Raw genomic sequence first — 16,311 nt, forward strand, 5'->3', positions numbered from 1 at the left:
GATCCGAGGCGGCTTCCTTATTGCAAGAAACACTTGAATCCTTTACCATTGCCTCGGAACATCCAACGAAGTTCCCCGCGGACTATAAATCTCTGGAGGTATTATCATGCAGGAAGTATATGATTTCTTGAAGAAATGCGGGACCTATTATCTGGCTACGGTGGAGGGAAATCAACCTCGGGTCCGCCCTTTTGGTACGGTCGATATTTTTGAAGGAAAGCTCTATATCCAGACGGGAAAGTCAAAACCCTGTTCACAACAGATTAAGGCTAATCCCAGAATCGAGATCTGCGCCTTTGGAGACGGAAAATGGGTCCGTGTGCAGGCCCAGGCTATTGAAGATGACCGGCGGGAGGCAAAGCAGCATATGTTGGACGCCTACCCGACTTTGAAGGATCGGTACTCGGCGGATGATAATAATACCCAGGTACTGTACCTCAAGGATGCGGTGGCCACCATTTCCTCCTTTGCCGGAGAACCCCAGGTCATTAAATTCTAATCCCCCGGAGCCTCCGCTGCTGATCCAGCACTGCCTCCAAAGGCAGCGGCCGGGTCCGGGTGGGGGCACAGGGTTTTCCCGCTTCATCCTGGATTGAAAGGCCGCCGTTGCCAATGGTTTGGGCCGCCTCCATGATGGGGAAGGCGCCGGTTTCCAGGTACTTGGCAATAGGACCCGAAAGATCCTCCCCAGCGGCTTCCACCGCCTCTGCATAAAGCTCAGGAAAGGACAGGGTATACTCAGGCCCATTCAGAAGGGGATAATACCAAACTGAATGTTCCCGGTTAAGGTAATCGGCATCGGAGGGCAAATCTTCGGGGTACAGGTAAACCAGGGGCATCTCTTCCAGGATAGCCTGGTATTGGGGATCCTTTGAATGAAGGGTGGTGCGCTTGGGTGCAGTGATCCGGAAAAAATCCGCGCAGTCCCGGAAGGTGTTGTCCATGCGCTGGGCAAGCTTTATATCTTTGCCGGCCCGTTCGGGAAAGGTACGGCAAAGCGCCTGGGCAAGCAATTCCCTTAGCCCCGGGGGCGGCGCCTCACAGATCGCCACCAGGGTTTCCTGGTCCCAGGCTGCAACAGGTATACCCCGCCGTTCCTCCAGCATAAGTGCATCGATAATCCGCTCAAAAAAGGCATGGATATTCCGGCTGTTTACCCCTTTGACGGGGCCGGGTTTTCTCTCAGCCCCGGTTATGGCAGTTTTATATACAATATAAGGATGACAAGCCCGGTCCAGGATTGCGTGGGTCATGAAACCCAGGGCATAGGCGCCCAGGGCGGTGATGCTCCCCTCTTTACGGTGGGCCCGCACATCTTCGGCGCTGGCCGGGGGGTCAGGCAGTGCCATTTTCAGGAGCACACCGGTAAAGACACCGCAACCCCGGCGGTGCAGCAGGGTCCCGTATTCCAAGCCTACCGGCCTGGTCATCTGGTTGTGGTAGAAAATATCCGGCCCCTGGCAGCCCAGGGTAAAGGCGGCCCTGAATTCTTCCGCTACTTTTTCCCGGGCCCTTTGAGCGACTATCCCGAAACGGGGGAAGAGCAGCCGGTACAGGCAGTCAATCAGATCTTCCCCAAAAAGGGTATGCAGTATCTGGGAAGGCACGGGCCCCTCAGCCCCGGCTTATAATTCGTCCCGGCGGGTGATAACCCGGGAAATCAGGCCGTACTTGACCGCTTCCTCGGCATTCATCCAGTAGTCCCGGTCGGTATCCTTTTCCACCTGGGCAAAGGCCACCCCGGTTTCATCCGCAATAAGGCGGTTGATCTTTTCCCTGAGTTTTTCCAGTTCCCGGGCGTGGATTTCAATATCCGTTGCCACCCCCCGGATCCCCGAAAGGGGCTGGTGGATCAGATAATGGCTGTTAGGGAGCCCTACCCGCCTTTCCTTGGGCGCAGCAAGCTGGATGATCGCCGCGGCGCTTGCCACCAGGCCCATACCGATGGTCCATACCGGAGGCTTTATAAAGCGTATCATATCAAAAATGGCGTACCCCGCATCGGCATCCCCCCCGGGGGAATCGATGAAAATACGGATGGGGTCCTCCCCCATGTCCTCCAGGAGCAGAAGCTGCCTGATGGTCCGTTCCGCCAGATCCTTCTTTATTTCCCCGGAAAGCAGTATGGTCCGGGTCTTCAGCATCTTATGTAACAGGGGGTCCCCCCCTTTCGCCTCTTCCTTGCTATCCTCGTCTTCCTCATCCTCTTCTTCATCCTGGACGCGAATTCTCTCTTTCTGATTCTCAAACCGGTACTTCATTAGGAGCTCCTTCATATATAGAAAATATAAGTAATTTATTCGGCCAAGGTCAATCGATTAAGCAAGATACTTATTGCGTCCCCTGCTGCTGCGTTCCGTATGGCGCTCCGGTCCCCATCATAATGGCGGCACAGGGCCTCCGCAGAAAACCCCTGCCGGGCAAAGCCTATCCAGACCGTACCTACCGGCTGCCCCGAGCCGTCTCCGTCGGGGCCGGCAAGACCGGTGACCGACACCGCCACATGGGCGCCGCTTTTTTCCAGAGCTCCATCAGCCATGGCGCAGGCAGTTTCCCTGCTTACCGCACCGCAGCGGTCAATCAGTTCCCTTTCTATCCCCAGCAGTTTTACCTTGGCGTCAATAGAATAGGTAACAAAGGAACCCCAGAACACCCGGGACGCCCCGGGTACCCGGGCGATACGGTCCGCCACAAGCCCTGCGGTGCAGGATTCGGCGGCGGCCAGGGTAAGGGATTCAGCGGCCAAAGCCGTGATCAGGGCGGCTGCTGGGGTATCCCCAGCAGCCGGAACTCCCGTGTTGCCGCCGGACCTGGGGGCTTCAGTCATTCATTCTCTGCAATTCTGCTTTGATCTCCTCGGTGGGCCGGGAGAATATCTCCACTTCCTTATCCACCCCGGTCATGCTGCATTGCCCCTCAAAGAGAACCCCATCGGCAATGCGCAGCCTGGCGGCGCTGCAATCACCCCGGACCTCGGCGCCGGTATACATATCGATCCTGTCCATGGCGTGCACCTCCCCAACCACGGTCCCGTAGACCATCAGGGAACTGACGGTGATATGATCCGCCTCCACCACAGCGCCCTTATCTACAATAAGCGCCCCAGTGGCTTCTATAGTCCCCTTGAATTTACCCTGGATACAGAGGGTCTCCTTAAACCGGAGTATGCCGCTGAAACTGGTACGGTCCCCGAGGATCACAGTGGTGTTTTTTTTCTTGTTATCTGTCTTTGCCATGATCCTCCATATCCTGCCGTAAGGAATGTTGGATCCGGGTTTCCAGGGTTTTTATACCAATTTCATTCTTCTTCAGATCCTCCCATTCAGAGAGGGTCCGCTCTACCCGGGCATCCAGTTCAGCGATATGTTTCCGCATCGAAACGGTTTTATCCTTTATAAGATCCAGAAGCCGGGGTAGGGTTTTTTCGTCAATAGTTTCTGTGCTCCTGGAGACCTGGGTTATAGCCGCATCCAGATCGTCCATGCCCTTTATAAAATCCCCCATTGAGGCCTTTATGTCGGCGCTCAGTTCCTCCGCCTGGCTCAGCCGGGATTCCCGGACCAGGATCTGCCCAAAGAGTTCTCGGTTCCGCAGTACCGCCCTGATCCGGGCCAGGACTTCGGAAAAATTAAAGGGCTTGGTAATATAGTCGTCGATCCCCAGCTCAAAGCCTTCGACCTTATCTTTCACATCGTCCAGGGCGGAGAGCATGATGATCGGTATTTCCTGGTATTTGGGGTCTCCCTTGAGGAGCCGGGTAAGCTCCCAACCGGACATCTTAGGCATAATATTGTCAAGGATAATAAGATCCGGGTGAAACTTCTTCACCTGTTCCAGAGCTGCCTGACCGTCCTCAGCTTTTTCAACCGCAAAGCCCAGTTTGGAGAGTATTACTTCAAAGAATTCAACATTCAGAGGGTCATCATCGGCAATAAGTATTCGCTTTTTTGTATTCATCAGTTCCTTCCTTTTCGCATTATACCCCGCAGAGCCCCCAGGATCAACATGAATGCCGCCGCAAGGACAAAGAGTTTCCCCCAGATATCTCCCCAGAAGGTATAGGGGGTATTCGGGCTTATCACCGGAACTTCCACATTGATCCAGGCCTCGGTAAAGGGTTCCGCCATGGCCAGAACCTTGCCATAGGGATCAATGGCGCAGGTCTGGCCTGAAGCAGTGGACCGCACCATGGAGCGGCGGTTTTCCACCGCCCGGAACACCGCCATGGACAGGTGCTGCATCTGGGCGGGAACACTCTTGGACCATGCATCATTGCTGAGATTTACGATAAGCTCCGCCCCATTTCGAACAAAATCCCGGGAAAGGTAGCCGAAAATATCCTCAAAACAGATGGGTGTCGAAAATTTAAGGCCCCGGCTTTCAAAGACTGTGGCCTCCTCACCCTCTTTCCAGAAGTGGGTATCCGCTTTTTCCAGCATATCGTATATCCAGGGAAGCTGCTTCTGATAGGGAAAGTGCTCAGTAAAGGGTACCAGGTGGAGTTTCCGGTATATCTGGTTTATGGTGTTCCCCTCAAAGAGCATTACCCCGTTGTAATCCACCCGTTCCAAAATTCCCTGGGCATTAAGCTCCCGACGGGCATCGTCATTCCCGATCACATAGGGGACTTCCTGGGTCGCCAGAAAGTCCATCAGATCCCGTACCAGGAGAAAAGACTCAGGATCATCCCGGTACATGGTATGCCAAAAGATGCGGGGAACAAAGGCCGTCTCAGACCAGACCACCAGATCCGTTTCAGGGGCCGCATCCAGGGCTTCCAGAGAAAGCCGCCTCAGGGTGTCAAAGTTTTTCCGGTACTCCGTGATACCCCCCCGCCAGGGGTCGGTGTTATGCTGGATCAGGGCGACATGAGCCTTAGGTGCAGCGGAATAATCCACCGGGGACACAAAGCCGTAAACCAGGGTTGCTGTCAAGGCTATTACCCAGACCAAAGCGGCGGCCCATTCCTGGCTTAAAAAAGCCCGCAGAGGCCGGATAAAACCACCCCGGGGGGTCCCCAGGGGCTGCCGGTCCCTGAGAGCCCCAGCTATATAGACCGAGGGAAAGACAACCAGGGCGGAAACCCCCCAGACCCCGAAGATGGCGGCGATCCGGATTACCGGCAACACTTGCCATTGGGAATAACCGGTTATTCCGTATGGATAACCCAGGAAACCCTGGGTACGGAGAAATTCATAGGCGATCCAAAGTATCCATTGGACTATATACCCCTTCCGGGGAAAGAGTATGGTTGCCAATTTTAACAGGGGAAAGAGTATGGCAAAATAAACCAGGTAGATGGAACCCACGATGAGCCCCGCTAGGGGGTGGAACACACTGAGCCAGTAGTTGAACAGCCCATAGGCGGCATACCCGTAGAGGGCGCCAAAAAAGATCGAGGCCGGTAGGGATACCTGATAGATCACCCAAAACACCGGGACAAAGGCTATCCACCCTAAAAAGGAAAGACCGTTTATAGCTATAGGGTTAGGAAAGGATCCGGCAAAGAGCAGAGCCCCTAGGAGTATCAAAGCGATCTGAACCGGAAAACCCTTCCAGTTCCGGGCGCCCTTTAAGGAGCTCATGTCGTATCGCCATCTCCGCGGGAAGCTTCGCTGGATGTTCCGCGGGAAGCTTCGCTGGACCTTCTGCGGGGGGCTTCGCTGGCAGGGGACTTTTCAGTGGCGCCTATATTCCAGACATCCTGTTTCAGTTCGCGACCAGGCCTGAAGGCGGCAATCCCGTGGGAATTAACCGAAACCTGTTCACCGGTCTTCGGATTCCTGGCTTTCTGCCGGCCCTTACGGATACGTACTTCAAAGGTTCCAAAACCACGCAACTCAATAACCATCTGTTGGATCAGAGAATCTTTAACTTCTTCTATAAAAAGATCCACCACGGTCCGTATTTCTTTACGGCTCATCCCGATCTTTTCATATACAGAATCAATAATATCAGCCTTAGTTACCTTCTGACCCGCTTTTCCCGCCATTCCGCCCTCATAATTCGATTTACCTACCCCGTGGGGCAGGAAACCTTGAGTATCCCCATGTTACTGGGCTGCTTTCAGAGAATTAAAGAGCCGCTGCATCCTGGATTTCTTCCGAGAGGCAGCGTTTTTCTTAACAATCCCCTTACGGGCAGCGGTATCTAGCTTTTTAATCATCTCCTTAAGAGCTAATTCAGCATTATCAAGCTCTTTCTTCCGGGATAAAACCTCAAATTTCTTTACGCTGGTCCTTACAGAACTCTTAACCGCCTTATTTCTCAAACGGCGCTCTTCACTCTGCCGATGCCGTTTCTCTGCGGAACTGCTTTTACCTGCCAACGGGAACCCCCACTATACAAAAAATTTAAACCGGCCATTACTAAAAAGTACCGGCATTTAGACTCGTGATCTATTTAAAGTCCGAAGGTCGCCGCTCAGTACGTTTGCACTTTTCACACTCAGCGATATTCTTGAACTTTCCACCCTCAAACAGGGTCTTCATCTTGATTTCACCACCGCAGGAACAAAAGAATTTCTGGGTCGTGCTGGATGTACGGGCGTTTTTACTGGCCTGGGCCATAGCTTCACTCCTTGCCAAAAATGGCGTTTTTAAGGGGATTTTCGGCAAACCCCCAAAATAGTATCTTAACAAGATACCATAAGCCTGGGGAGACTGTCAACGGGGAAATCCGGGCCTCGCAATTCAGTTTATGAAATCGATTTTCCCTTCCTCGATTTTCGTGATCATATCAAGACGGCCCTGATGACGCCCGCCCTCAAATTCCGCCTGGAGCCAGGTTTTTATGATCAATTTAGCCGCATCCGGAGCTATAACCCGGGCGCCCAGGGCAAGTATGTTGGCATTGTTATGCTGACGGGAGAGCAAGGCGGTATAGCAGTCTGTACAGACCACGGCTCGTATACCCTTCACCTTATTCGCTGCCAGGGAAATCCCGAAACCGGTGCCGCAGATAATAATACCCTTATCACATTCACCGGAAGCAACTGCCTTTGCCGCTAAATACCCATATTTGGGATAATCGGCCCGCTCGCCGGAGGGGACGCCGAGATCCTTAAAGGGCAGCTTTAGTTCTTCCAGATAACGGCCTATTTCTTGCTTCATCTCAAATCCCGCGTGATCACTTGCTAAGGCTATCATGGCATACTCCTCTATTAGGTAAACTATAATAAAGGTTGACAATAGTTTCTATATCATCCAAAATAGAGTATGACCCAATCTTTGGAAGATTATCTTGAAATGGTAAGTTTCCTGTCCGATGAAGGGGAAGTCCGGGTTACGGACATTGCCACCCGGCTGGGGGTGTCCAAACCCTCGGTACTTACCGCTTTGAAGTCCCTGGAAGAGCAGGGGTTGCTTGAACATGAGCGGTACCGTACGGTCAGCCTGACGGCAAAGGGAACCCTGCAAGCTTCGGATATACGGGACCGGCATAACTTTCTCACCGCCTTCCTCCAGGATGTCCTGGGTGTGGGTGCGGAAACTGCCGAAGAAGATGCCTGCAAAATGGAACATATCCTCTCGGAAGAGACCCTAAAAAAAATGAAAATCCTTGCCAGGGCAAAGAAAAAAACTGATACCCACGCATAACAGCGACTTCGAAGCTTATTATACCAAAATCTATGGAAAACGCTGGCAAGCCCTGCGGGAAAGCCTTCTGGAGGAAAATGCTGCCCTGCCCTACAGCGGGGGTAATCACCCGGACCGCAGACTCCTCAAGCCCTATATGCTGGACCGGGCTTCAATACTGGCAGCCCAATCCCTGCGGCTCCCTGAAGAAGGAATCATCCTGGACGCCTGCGCTGCCCCGGGGGGCAAAACCCTGGTCATCGCCTCTGTTTTAAAACCGGGCTTGACCCTCCTTTCAAACGAGCTTTCCGCTGAACGCAGACGCCGGCTGTCAAAGGTCCTGGACGAACATCTGCCCCCGGAAGTCCGGGAGCGGGTCACCGTCTCAGGCTTTGACGCAGCGGCAATCGGGGGCAAAAAAAGTGAACATAGCCGTTTTGCAGGGATACTGCTGGATGCCCCCTGTTCCAGCGAACGCCATGTTATCAACAGCGAAACCGCCCTTTCTCAATGGAAGCCGGCCCGCCCCCGCTTCCTCGCCCGCAGGCAATGGTCCCTGCTTTCATCGGCAGTTTTACTGCTGCGTCCCGGTGGATCCCTGGTCTACGCCACCTGCGCCCTGTCCCCGGAAGAAAACGACGCCGTGGTTTCCCGGCTCCGGGAAAAATATGAAGAGGCAATGGTTCCGGACCCGCCGGATTTTGTGGAAGGGGAAGCAACTGAATGCGGCAGGATCATCCTTCCCGATGTATGCGGCGGCATGGGGCCCATGTATGTGGCGCGGTTCAGGAAGCGGGAACTGTAGTTTTCCTACCGGTAATACTCCACCTTCCACAGAAACAGCCCGTTTGGGGGAACCGTGGGGCCCGCAAGGCTTCTATCCCCTGATACGATGATCTTCTGCAACTCCTCCGGGGGCAATCTCTTTTCTTCATAGTACAGTAATGTTCCCACAATAGAACGGACCATCTTCCATAAAAAGGCGTTGGCCTGAACCTCGAAGATTAGGGTATCCCCTTGCATAAAAAACCCGGCGTGAAAAAAATAGCGGTTCCGGGATTCACTGGGGTCCTTTGGCCAGGCAAAGACCGAACAGTTTATCTCGCCCTGCAAAAGCCGGGCATAGGCGTTCAGAAGGCTTATATCCGGACGCCGCCAGAGCTGGAGGTTGTAGCGCAGTTCATGGGGCAGGGCGGGACGACCGCAGATAAAGTGATACCGGTACATACGGGAACGGGCGTCAAAGCGGGCGTGAAAATCCGGCAGGGTTTCCAGGGCTTCCAGGATGCGTACATCCCTGGGGAGGAAGCCATTCAGGGCGGGGATAAAACGCGCAGCATCTATGCGCTCTATATCGGTAGAAAAATTCGCAACCTGGCCTGCGGCGTGTACCCCTGCATCGGTCCTGCCGGAACCGGTCAGGGCAACCGGATGCTTGTGGATTTTTTCCAAGGCTGCCTCTATAACTCCCTGGACAGTGCGAACCCGAAGGCGCCCCGCGTCCACTTCATCTGTGCAGTTTTGCCCAGGGCAAAACTGCTTAAGGCAAGGAGAAAAAGGCTGGGGGCCTTTTTCTCCTTGCCTCTGCCACCCTGAAAAATCCGTACCATCATAGGCTACAAGCAGCCGTATGTTGCGGGTAGCATCATTCATCTGGCTGATTTAATTCTTTGTTGAGCGAATCGTAGAGGGCGCGGGCATTTTCCAGGAGGACCCCGGGTTTTGATTTGGAGGATTTCCCCATGCCAAAGACTCGGGCCACGGTCCTCTTGGCCTCATCCAAGGAAGCAATTCTTTGAGCAGGGTTGGACATGGGGCCATACTTCGATTTTAGCAGGGCGCAAAGATACAAGGCCCCCTCATAGGCATAGTTTTTATCCGTATCAGGGCCGAAGACCTTGAGGCCTGACAGATTTTCTACCCCCGACTGTTCCCGGCGTATAGCATCGTTGTAGAGGAACTGGGCTTTTTTCTTGAACAGCGTTGCTACCCAGTCGTAATGCTGCCCGGGGTATTTAACATTCATCTCATCCAAAAGCCACCCGGCCCGGAGGGCGGTCATACCCTGTTTAATGGTGGGCGAAAAATCCTTGGGGAAAAAGTCGTAGCACCGGAGGGTCAGATAGAGGGAAGCGGCGCCGGAAACAAGGGTACGGTTTTCATGGAAGTCCACATCGGGAAAAATCGCCAGGGTATCTTCTATCCGTTTATTCTGATCCGCAATGACCTTCTCACGGTTAATCTTGGGAAGGGCGGAAAAATCCTTATCCATTGAGGCAAACCAGCAGTCCGGGCAGACCGTGGCCTGATAGGCCAGGGGATAGATATCACCGTATCTAATGGAAGGTTCGTAGAGCCTGTGGAGTTCATCCGTAAGGGACCCGGCGATAAGTCTGCCGCTGCCGGTGAGCAGTTCCTCCCGGTGGAACACCGAGCCGCAGACAGGACAGGCATAGGACTCCTTGGATAAAAAGGATATTTTTACTTCCCGTTCTTCAGTATTTGTGGGCATGGTTCAATCACTCCGCCTCTAAAACCACCATGGCGATGGCATTTTCCCGTTCATGGGTTAGGGACACATGTATTCTGGTGGCGCCGCTCCGCTCCAGGGCGGATGAGGCAGTTCCCAGAACCTCGATTTCCGGCCGACCATTATACAGGTTTACCACATTGATATCCCGGAGCACGATCCCCGCAAGACCCGTACCCAGGGCTTTACCAAAGGCTTCCTTCGCCGCAAACCGGGCCGCCAGGGAAAGGGCCGCGGCGTTTCCCCGGGAAAGGGACGTGGAAAGCTCCTGGGGATGAAAATACCGTTCCAGCAACCCGGGGATGCACTGCCAGCGTTCAAGGCGGCGTACATGGACCACATCAACCCCGATACCAACAATCAAGAGGGGAACCTCCGCCTTTCAGGCTCGGTTGAGGAGCACGAGGGGAACCTCCGGGTGAGTATCAAGTTCCGTCCTCACTATCCTGCAACTGTTTGCGTTTTATGCTAAGCATCACATTTTCCGGGTCCTGCCGGATAAGGGTAAACGTGGCTGGAATATCCACCAATACAGGCAAGGTGTAATCCCCCGTTTCATGCACCGATGAACAGTCAACATACAGGGAAATTTCCTCCCTGTTGATCCTGCCGAAGCGGTTCTCCACACCCTCAATGCGTATGGAGCCGAGGCTGATTTCCAATTCGCCTGAAAACCCTTCATCAAGGCTGTTTATAAGAATGGGAAGATCCTCAAAATTTTGTACCCGCAGCTGCTCCCGGACATCACCGTGAAAATCAATGAACCCGTTTCCCCGGATCATCAGGAGGGGATTCTGGTTCAGAAGTCGCAGAGTAGCGGAAAATTCATTAATCCTGCCGGTCAGTTCAATAAAGTCTGTGGGAATTTCGGAAATAGCCCCCAGCAATCCCTTGGGCCCTTCAATAACCACCTGCCCGGGATCCAAACTATAGGTACCCATCTCATACCCCTGGTCCAGGTTACCCCGGAAATTTGGTCTTACAGGAACAGTTTTACTGAGTCGTTCATCCAAGGTAAGCATAACTTCCAGGGGGTCCACGGATATTTCCAGGGTTACCGCCCTCAGAGCGGTGCCCTCTTTGTGAATTTGAACCGGGGCCCGGTAGGTTCCCGGATCCGTATATTTTGTAAGATCGATATATGCCTGGATATCTTCTTCCAGGATAGGGTAGATGGTGTTGGCATCCCCCCGGAGGGTTACCCGGATCATCCGGGGATAGGGGCTGGCAGGAATCAGACGGCTAACAGTTTCCACGTTCAGGGGAACAGAAAAAAACCGTTCCTCCATAAGGCTCATGCGGTGAAAAATAAAAACCACAATGGCCAAGGCTATGGAAAGAACCTTGGCGGGCCAGTTTTCAGCTATACTGGCAAGAAGTTTTCTACCGTTCAACAAAAACATCCTTCCCGTCATCAATGGTTGAACCCACAGCGTTATCCGGCGCCGCCGTAGTCTGTTCCGACTCCCCTCCCCGCACACCGCGGTCAAGAAGCTCCTTGAGTTTACGCTGAACCTCCAGGGGAGATAAATCGTAGTAAAGCTTACCGTCCACCGCCAGAGAAATGGCGCCGGTTTCCTCGGACACCACCAAAATTACCGCATCGGACTGCTCGGACATACCCAGAGACGCCCGGTGCCGGGTACCAAAACTTTTTCGTATATCCTGCTGCTCCGAAAGAGGCAGGAAGCAGCCCGCAGCGGCGATACGTCCATTCTGGATAACCATGGCCCCGTCATGGAGGGGGCCGTCAAATTCAAAGATCGCCACAATAAGGCTGGAAGAAATCTCCCCGTTGATCCGGGTGCCGGTTTCCATGATGCTCTTGAGGTTGATCCGCCGGGGAAACACCACCAGGGCGCCCCGGCGCTGCTGGGACAAAATCTCTGCCGCGGTGATCACCGCTTCAAGCTGACCGATACGGGGTTTGCTGTCCGGATGGAACAGTTCCCCCTGGCCCAGGCGTATGAAGATCTTCCGCAGTTCCGGCTGGAACACAATCGCTATGGCGATAAAAAGCCCAGGGCCCAAAATGGTAAGCAGCCATTGCAGGGTGCTTAATTTTAACAGATAGGCAATGCCGTAAAACAGCGCCAGGAGTCCCGCCCCTTTCACCAACTGTACAGCCTGGGTCTTTATCAGGAGATCATAGGCCTTGTAAAGGAGGAAAGCCAATAGGGCAATGTCCACTACAGGGCGGATGATATCATAAATTGTCTTTAGCCGCTGAAGCCATTCCAAAATTTTGCCTTCCTAACTATATATTATGGCATCCCGGTAGGGTATGACAACACCCCGCCGGCATTAACTTCTATTTAAGTGCGGCTGCCCAGGGCCCATTCAACGCCAAGCGCCGCTTTATAAGCCCGGGAAACCGCAGTGGCAATCCCCAGCCCGTGCAGCCCTGCCCGGCGAAGCAGCTCATCCCGTTTTCCCTGGGAAACAAAGCCCTCCAGGGCGGCCAGGATCAGTATTTTCCCTGAACAGAACCGGGAATTTCCCAGTTCCGCAGCATATTCTCCGAAACCGCCATTTTTTATCCCTTCCTCAATAAAAACCATCAGGTCATACCGGTTCATCAGGGCGGCTAAGTAATCCTCATCCACGGGCTTGAGGAAACGCAGGTTGTAGAGATCCGCCTGAATACCCTCCTGGGAAAGGAACTCCGCCGCTTCCAGAGCCTGGGTATACAGACTGCCCGTAAAGCAAAGGCAGATGCGGGAACCCTCTCCCCGGGGCAGCAATACCCCCCTGCCCCGCTCCAGGGGCTGGGCAAAGGCCACAGGTTCCTCGGGACAGGCGCTTTTAGGGTACCGGATCATACAGGGTCCCGGCTCTTCCAGGGACCAGTCCAGCATGGCCTTTAGTTCCCCCTCCCCCCCAGGTGCCAGGATGCTCAGGTTCGGTATAGACCGGAACAGGGCAATGTCAAACAATCCCTGGTGGGTTTCCCCATCATCGCTCACAAAACCGGACCTATCCAGGGCAAAACAGACCGGCAGCTTTTGCAGGCACACATCGTGGATAAGCTGATCCACCCCACGCTGCATAAAGGTGGAATAGATGGCCGCCACCGGACGCAGCCCCTGGGCAGCCAGCCCCGCCGCAAAGGTCACGGCGTGCCCCTCCGCAATGCCGGTGTCAAAATACCGGTCCGGAAATTCCTTCTTAAAAGGAAGGAGCCCAGTCCCCTTGCCCATGGCGGCGCTTATCCCCAGTACCCGGCTGTCCCTCCGGCCCGCTTCCAGGATGGCCCGGGAAAAGGCGTCCGTAAAGGACAGGCGCCGTTCCCCTACAGGGCTTTCCAGGATCCCGTCGCTCACAGAAAAACTTCCCACCCCGTGGTAACTCCCCGGATCATGTTCCGCAAAGTCATAGCCCTTGCCCTTCCGGGTGATCACATGGACCACCACCGGCCGGTTCAGGGTCCGTACATCCTGGAGCACCTCGGTCAGCCGCTGAATCTGGTGCCCGTCGATGGGTCCCACATACTCAAACCCCAGGTCTACAAAAAAATTATCGGTATAAAAGATCGCCTTCACCGCCCGTTTCATACGAACCACAGCAGCAAAAAAAATGTCCCCAATAAAAGGAAGCCGCTTCGCCATGGCGTCAAAATTGCGGCGGAAACTCTGGTAATAACCTTTCATACTGAGGCGGCTGAGGTATTTGGAAAGCCCGCCGACATTGGAGCCGATGGACATTTTATTGTCATTGAGGATCACCACCAGGGGGAGGGCCAATTGCCCCGCATGGGAAAGGGCCTCGTAGGCCATGCCCCCGGTCAGCGCCCCATCCCCGATAAGGGCAATCACCCGGTTTTTCCCACCCTTAAGGCGCTCCCCGGCCAGAAGCCCCAGGGCGGCGGAAATCGATGTGGATGCGTGGCCCGTATTAAAGGCGTCATGGGGGCTTTCGGAAGTCTTGGGGAACCCCGCCAACCCTCCGGACTTACGGAGGGTAGAAAAATCTTCGCGGCGGCCGGTGAGGAGTTTATGGGTATAGCACTGATGCCCAACATCCCAAATAATTTTGTCCCCAGGGGAGTCAAAAACCCGGTGCAAGGCGATGGTAAGCTCCACCACCCCCAGGTTTGACGAGAGATGCCCCCCATTTCGGCTCACAGTGGACACGATTAGAGAGCGTATTTCCGAAGCAAGCCGGTTCAATTCCGAAAAGGATAGTTTTTTAAGGTCCCCCGGATCCTGTATCCGGGCTAAAACAGACTCATACTCCTGCATATAACAAAAAATTATACACCAAAAAACCCTTTTTCTCAGAATTATTAGTGAAAAAACTATTATTTTGCTCTTTTAAAACAAACAAAGCCGCGGCAATACCACCCCGCGGCTTAAAAAAGGCTCATTTGTTCTTGTGTCGATTCTTTCTAAGCTTCTTCTTACGCTTGTGGGTTGCGATTTTTCTCAGTTTGCGCTTTCTTCCGCAGGGCACTTCAGCGACTCCTTTCCTCAAGATGGGTGAATATAGTATGAATCAGAGAATAAAAAAGGTCAATAGGGGTTTTCTGTATTTCAGACAATTCTCTTTTTATATAATTGTGCTGGGGTAATGATCGGGGAGGGTGGGCAAGGCCCCTCGGCCCTAACCTGTAGAGTCTGCTTACGGAGCCCGCACCATTCTTTTGTGCGGTCTCCTCCAGCAGAGAATTCCAGAGACGGGCCGAGGGGCCTTGCCCACCCTCCCCTGCCTCTATCCCGTATAGGTACCGTAAAGCGATTGCCATACATAATGGAGGAGGTATGCCTTTGGCCTATTTTACACAACGGTATGGGGGCCTTAAAGCGATTGTTATACACAATGGAGAAGGTATGCGAAGCGAGGCTGACTCAACATGTTGGTGCTTGCATCCCCGCCCCTCCCAGAGAATGAGCCACTATTGTCTAAACTGAGATTTGCTGTTTTTTTTGCCATATATCAAAAAAAGGTAAAGTTTACCCGGTTTTTTACCGAAACAAGTATTGGTAAGAAGTATTTTTCAGGCAGACTGGCGGAGCGCGGCCAGGCTGTCCGGAAAAAGCGATTTACCACCCCAAGGCAGGGAGGTTTCATCCTAAAGGATGGCCATCCTTGCCTTATCCTGAGGCAAGGATGCCTTGGGCAGACATTATCAAGGAGGATGACATGATCATCAACCACAACCTGTCCGCTATGTTTGCAGACAGGTCCCTCAAGGTTACCCAAAATAACCTTACCAAGTCCATGGAGAAGCTTTCTTCGGGACTTCGTATCAACCGGGCGGGAGACGACGCTTCCGGGCTTGCGGTTTCCGAAAAGTTACGGAGCCAGATCCGAGGGCTGAACCAGGCCTCGTCCAATGCAGCTAACGGCATTTCTTTTATCCAGGCCAGCGAAGGATACCTCCAGGAAACCCAGGATATTATCCAGCGTATGCGGGAACTGGCTGTCCAGTCCTCGAACGGGGTGTACACCGATGAAGACCGTATGTACATCCAGGTGGAAGTATCCCAGCTGATCGACGAAATCGACCGGATCTCCAGCCACGCCCAGTTCAACGGCATGAACATGCTCACCGGCCGTTTTGCCCATCAGAGCAGCGACGGTGTGGTCACCGCCTCCATGTGGTTCCATATCGGCGCCAATATGGACCAGCGGGAACAGGTGTTTATCGGCACCATGACTTCCCTGGGACTGGGTATCCGTAATGTGGGGGACGGCTCTTTCATGGACATGCAGTCCCCGGAAGAGGCGAACCGGGCTATCGGGACCCTGGATGCGGCTATCAAGCTTATCAATAAGCAACGGGCCGACCTGGGGGCCTACCAGAACAGACTGGAGATGGCTATTAACGGCCTCAATGTGGGGGCCGAGAATATGCAGGCATCGGAATCCAGGATACGGGACGCAGATATGGCCAGCCAGATGGTGACCTATATGCGGGATCAGATCCTGTCCCAGGCGGGAACCGCCATGTTGGCCCAGGCGAACCAGCGGACCACTTCGGTCTTGCAACTTCTTCAATAGCGCATTACATTAAAGAGTAGGAGTATTCTGTCTTAGGAAGGAATACCCCTACCCTGCCGGGATAATCCCGGTATCAGGCTGGAAAATTCTTTCGGGAATGCTCCGTGCCATGTTATTTGACAAAGACCCTTGCTAGTATACTTTACAGATGTGAAGTATAAGCGCACGGCGGAACGAATCGTTTATAACCGGGTTAAACCG

20 protein-coding genes are annotated in these 16,311 nt (G+C 53.6%); 4 read left to right on the top strand and 16 right to left on the bottom strand.

Annotation, left to right across the window (positions count from 1 at the left end; all coding sequences use genetic code 11):
* The first annotated feature begins 106 nt into the window (after positions 1–106).
* On the top strand, positions 107–499 hold the full coding sequence (locus tag TREPR_RS10025; RefSeq protein WP_015708200.1) for a pyridoxamine 5'-phosphate oxidase family protein: 393 nt from the start codon (positions 107–109) through the stop codon (positions 497–499).
* Here the strand turns inward: TREPR_RS10025 and TREPR_RS10030 are convergent.
* The 10 genes from TREPR_RS10030 to rpiB form a co-directional block, all read right to left on the bottom strand.
* Complete coding sequence (locus TREPR_RS10030) at positions 489–1,607, bottom strand: zinc dependent phospholipase C family protein (protein ID WP_015708201.1); 1,119 nt, start codon at positions 1,605–1,607, stop codon at positions 489–491. The two genes, TREPR_RS10025 and TREPR_RS10030, sit on opposite strands and share 11 nt — an antisense overlap.
* Positions 1,608–1,625: 18 nt before the next feature.
* A complete protein-coding gene (locus TREPR_RS10035) occupies positions 1,626–2,261 on the bottom strand; it encodes an ATP-dependent Clp protease proteolytic subunit (protein WP_015708202.1) in 636 nt (211 codons plus the stop codon).
* 35 nt (positions 2,262–2,296) lie between these two features.
* Positions 2,297–2,827 (bottom strand): CinA family protein, encoded by a 531-nt coding sequence (locus TREPR_RS10040; RefSeq protein WP_015708203.1) that lies wholly within the window; start codon positions 2,825–2,827, stop codon positions 2,297–2,299.
* Positions 2,820–3,236 (bottom strand): bactofilin family protein, encoded by a 417-nt coding sequence (locus TREPR_RS10045; RefSeq protein WP_015708204.1) that lies wholly within the window; start codon positions 3,234–3,236, stop codon positions 2,820–2,822. The genes TREPR_RS10040 and TREPR_RS10045 overlap by 8 nt, the downstream gene beginning before the upstream one ends.
* Positions 3,220–3,957 carry a response regulator transcription factor gene (locus tag TREPR_RS10050; RefSeq protein ID WP_015708205.1) on the bottom strand — a complete coding sequence of 246 codons (738 nt, stop codon included), beginning with the start codon at positions 3,955–3,957 and terminating at the stop codon, positions 3,220–3,222. The genes TREPR_RS10045 and TREPR_RS10050 overlap by 17 nt, the downstream gene beginning before the upstream one ends.
* Positions 3,957–5,585: an apolipoprotein N-acyltransferase gene (gene lnt, locus TREPR_RS10055; RefSeq protein WP_015708206.1), complete on the bottom strand. Its 1,629-nt coding sequence runs from the start codon at positions 5,583–5,585 to the stop codon at positions 3,957–3,959. The genes TREPR_RS10050 and lnt overlap by 1 nt, the downstream gene beginning before the upstream one ends.
* Positions 5,582–5,992, bottom strand: a complete 411-nt coding sequence (locus tag TREPR_RS10060; RefSeq protein WP_015708207.1) for an HU family DNA-binding protein — start codon at positions 5,990–5,992, stop codon at positions 5,582–5,584. The genes lnt and TREPR_RS10060 overlap by 4 nt, the downstream gene beginning before the upstream one ends.
* 60 nt (positions 5,993–6,052) lie before the next feature.
* Positions 6,053–6,328: a 30S ribosomal protein S20 gene (gene rpsT, locus TREPR_RS10065; RefSeq protein ID WP_015708208.1), complete on the bottom strand. Its 276-nt coding sequence runs from the start codon at positions 6,326–6,328 to the stop codon at positions 6,053–6,055.
* Between the two features lie 70 nt (positions 6,329–6,398).
* A complete protein-coding gene (locus tag TREPR_RS18445; RefSeq protein WP_148257287.1) occupies positions 6,399–6,569 on the bottom strand; it encodes a hypothetical protein in 171 nt (56 codons plus the stop codon).
* A gap of 123 nt (positions 6,570–6,692) precedes the next feature.
* Positions 6,693–7,148 carry a ribose 5-phosphate isomerase B gene (rpiB, locus tag TREPR_RS10070; RefSeq protein ID WP_015708210.1) on the bottom strand — a complete coding sequence of 152 codons (456 nt, stop codon included), beginning with the start codon at positions 7,146–7,148 and terminating at the stop codon, positions 6,693–6,695.
* A gap of 69 nt (positions 7,149–7,217) precedes the next feature.
* On the opposite strand from rpiB, the gene TREPR_RS10075 reads away from it, so the two are divergent.
* Together TREPR_RS10075 and TREPR_RS10080 are read left to right on the top strand one after the other, a co-directional pair.
* On the top strand, positions 7,218–7,598 hold the full coding sequence (locus tag TREPR_RS10075) for a metal-dependent transcriptional regulator (RefSeq protein ID WP_015708211.1): 381 nt from the start codon (positions 7,218–7,220) through the stop codon (positions 7,596–7,598).
* Positions 7,561–8,382, top strand: coding sequence for an RsmB/NOP family class I SAM-dependent RNA methyltransferase (locus tag TREPR_RS10080; protein WP_015708212.1), 822 nt, complete (start codon positions 7,561–7,563; stop codon positions 8,380–8,382). Before TREPR_RS10075 ends, TREPR_RS10080 begins: the two co-directional genes overlap by 38 nt.
* A 5-nt stretch (positions 8,383–8,387) precedes the next feature.
* On the opposite strand, the gene TREPR_RS10085 is transcribed toward TREPR_RS10080, so the two are convergent.
* From TREPR_RS10085 to dxs, 6 genes are all read right to left on the bottom strand, one after another.
* A complete protein-coding gene (locus TREPR_RS10085; RefSeq protein ID WP_015708213.1) occupies positions 8,388–9,230 on the bottom strand; it encodes a tRNA pseudouridine synthase A in 843 nt (280 codons plus the stop codon).
* Complete coding sequence (locus tag TREPR_RS10090) at positions 9,223–10,089, bottom strand: DUF2225 domain-containing protein (protein WP_015708214.1); 867 nt, start codon at positions 10,087–10,089, stop codon at positions 9,223–9,225. Before TREPR_RS10090 ends, TREPR_RS10085 begins: the two co-directional genes overlap by 8 nt.
* 7 nt (positions 10,090–10,096) lie before the next feature.
* On the bottom strand, positions 10,097–10,471 hold the full coding sequence (locus TREPR_RS10095; RefSeq protein ID WP_015708215.1) for a holo-ACP synthase: 375 nt from the start codon (positions 10,469–10,471) through the stop codon (positions 10,097–10,099).
* A 61-nt stretch (positions 10,472–10,532) separates the two neighbouring features.
* Positions 10,533–11,501 (bottom strand): CdaR family protein, encoded by a 969-nt coding sequence (locus TREPR_RS10100; RefSeq protein ID WP_015708216.1) that lies wholly within the window; start codon positions 11,499–11,501, stop codon positions 10,533–10,535.
* Complete coding sequence (gene cdaA, locus TREPR_RS10105) at positions 11,491–12,348, bottom strand: diadenylate cyclase CdaA (protein WP_015708217.1); 858 nt, start codon at positions 12,346–12,348, stop codon at positions 11,491–11,493. Before cdaA ends, TREPR_RS10100 begins: the two co-directional genes overlap by 11 nt.
* A 74-nt stretch (positions 12,349–12,422) precedes the next feature.
* Positions 12,423–14,348: a 1-deoxy-D-xylulose-5-phosphate synthase gene (gene dxs, locus TREPR_RS10110; protein WP_015708218.1), complete on the bottom strand. Its 1,926-nt coding sequence runs from the start codon at positions 14,346–14,348 to the stop codon at positions 12,423–12,425.
* 901 nt (positions 14,349–15,249) lie between these two features.
* Here dxs and TREPR_RS10120 point away from each other — a divergent pair.
* Positions 15,250–16,110, top strand: coding sequence for a flagellin N-terminal helical domain-containing protein (locus tag TREPR_RS10120; protein ID WP_015708221.1), 861 nt, complete (start codon positions 15,250–15,252; stop codon positions 16,108–16,110).
* Positions 16,111–16,311: the final 201 nt, after the last annotated feature.

Origin of the sequence: Treponema primitia ZAS-2 (assembly GCF_000214375.1) — a bacterium.
In the GTDB taxonomy this organism is placed as follows: Bacteria; Spirochaetota; Spirochaetia; order Treponematales; family Breznakiellaceae; genus Termitinema; species Termitinema primitia.

Bases quoted from the DNA above. Each gene is read 5' to 3' on its own strand.
- TREPR_RS10025 (WP_015708200.1), top strand. From the start codon at position 107: ATGCAGGAAGTATATGATTTCTTGAAGAAATGCGGGACCTATTATCTG.
- TREPR_RS10035 (WP_015708202.1), bottom strand. From the start codon at position 2,261: ATGAAGTACCGGTTTGAGAATCAGAAAGAGAGAATTCGCGTCCAGGAT.
- TREPR_RS10040 (WP_015708203.1), bottom strand. From the start codon at position 2,827: ATGACTGAAGCCCCCAGGTCCGGCGGCAACACGGGAGTTCCGGCTGCT.
- TREPR_RS10045 (WP_015708204.1), bottom strand. From the start codon at position 3,236: ATGGCAAAGACAGATAACAAGAAAAAAAACACCACTGTGATCCTCGGG.
- TREPR_RS10050 (WP_015708205.1), bottom strand. From the start codon at position 3,957: ATGAATACAAAAAAGCGAATACTTATTGCCGATGATGACCCTCTGAAT.
- lnt (WP_015708206.1), bottom strand. From the start codon at position 5,585: ATGAGCTCCTTAAAGGGCGCCCGGAACTGGAAGGGTTTTCCGGTTCAG.
- TREPR_RS10060 (WP_015708207.1), bottom strand. From the start codon at position 5,992: ATGGCGGGAAAAGCGGGTCAGAAGGTAACTAAGGCTGATATTATTGAT.
- TREPR_RS18445 (WP_148257287.1), bottom strand. From the start codon at position 6,569: ATGGCCCAGGCCAGTAAAAACGCCCGTACATCCAGCACGACCCAGAAA.
- rpiB (WP_015708210.1), bottom strand. From the start codon at position 7,148: ATGATAGCCTTAGCAAGTGATCACGCGGGATTTGAGATGAAGCAAGAA.
- TREPR_RS10075 (WP_015708211.1), top strand. From the start codon at position 7,218: ATGACCCAATCTTTGGAAGATTATCTTGAAATGGTAAGTTTCCTGTCC.
- TREPR_RS10085 (WP_015708213.1), bottom strand. From the start codon at position 9,230: ATGAATGATGCTACCCGCAACATACGGCTGCTTGTAGCCTATGATGGT.
- TREPR_RS10090 (WP_015708214.1), bottom strand. From the start codon at position 10,089: ATGCCCACAAATACTGAAGAACGGGAAGTAAAAATATCCTTTTTATCC.
- dxs (WP_015708218.1), bottom strand. From the start codon at position 14,348: ATGCAGGAGTATGAGTCTGTTTTAGCCCGGATACAGGATCCGGGGGAC.
- TREPR_RS10120 (WP_015708221.1), top strand. From the start codon at position 15,250: ATGATCATCAACCACAACCTGTCCGCTATGTTTGCAGACAGGTCCCTC.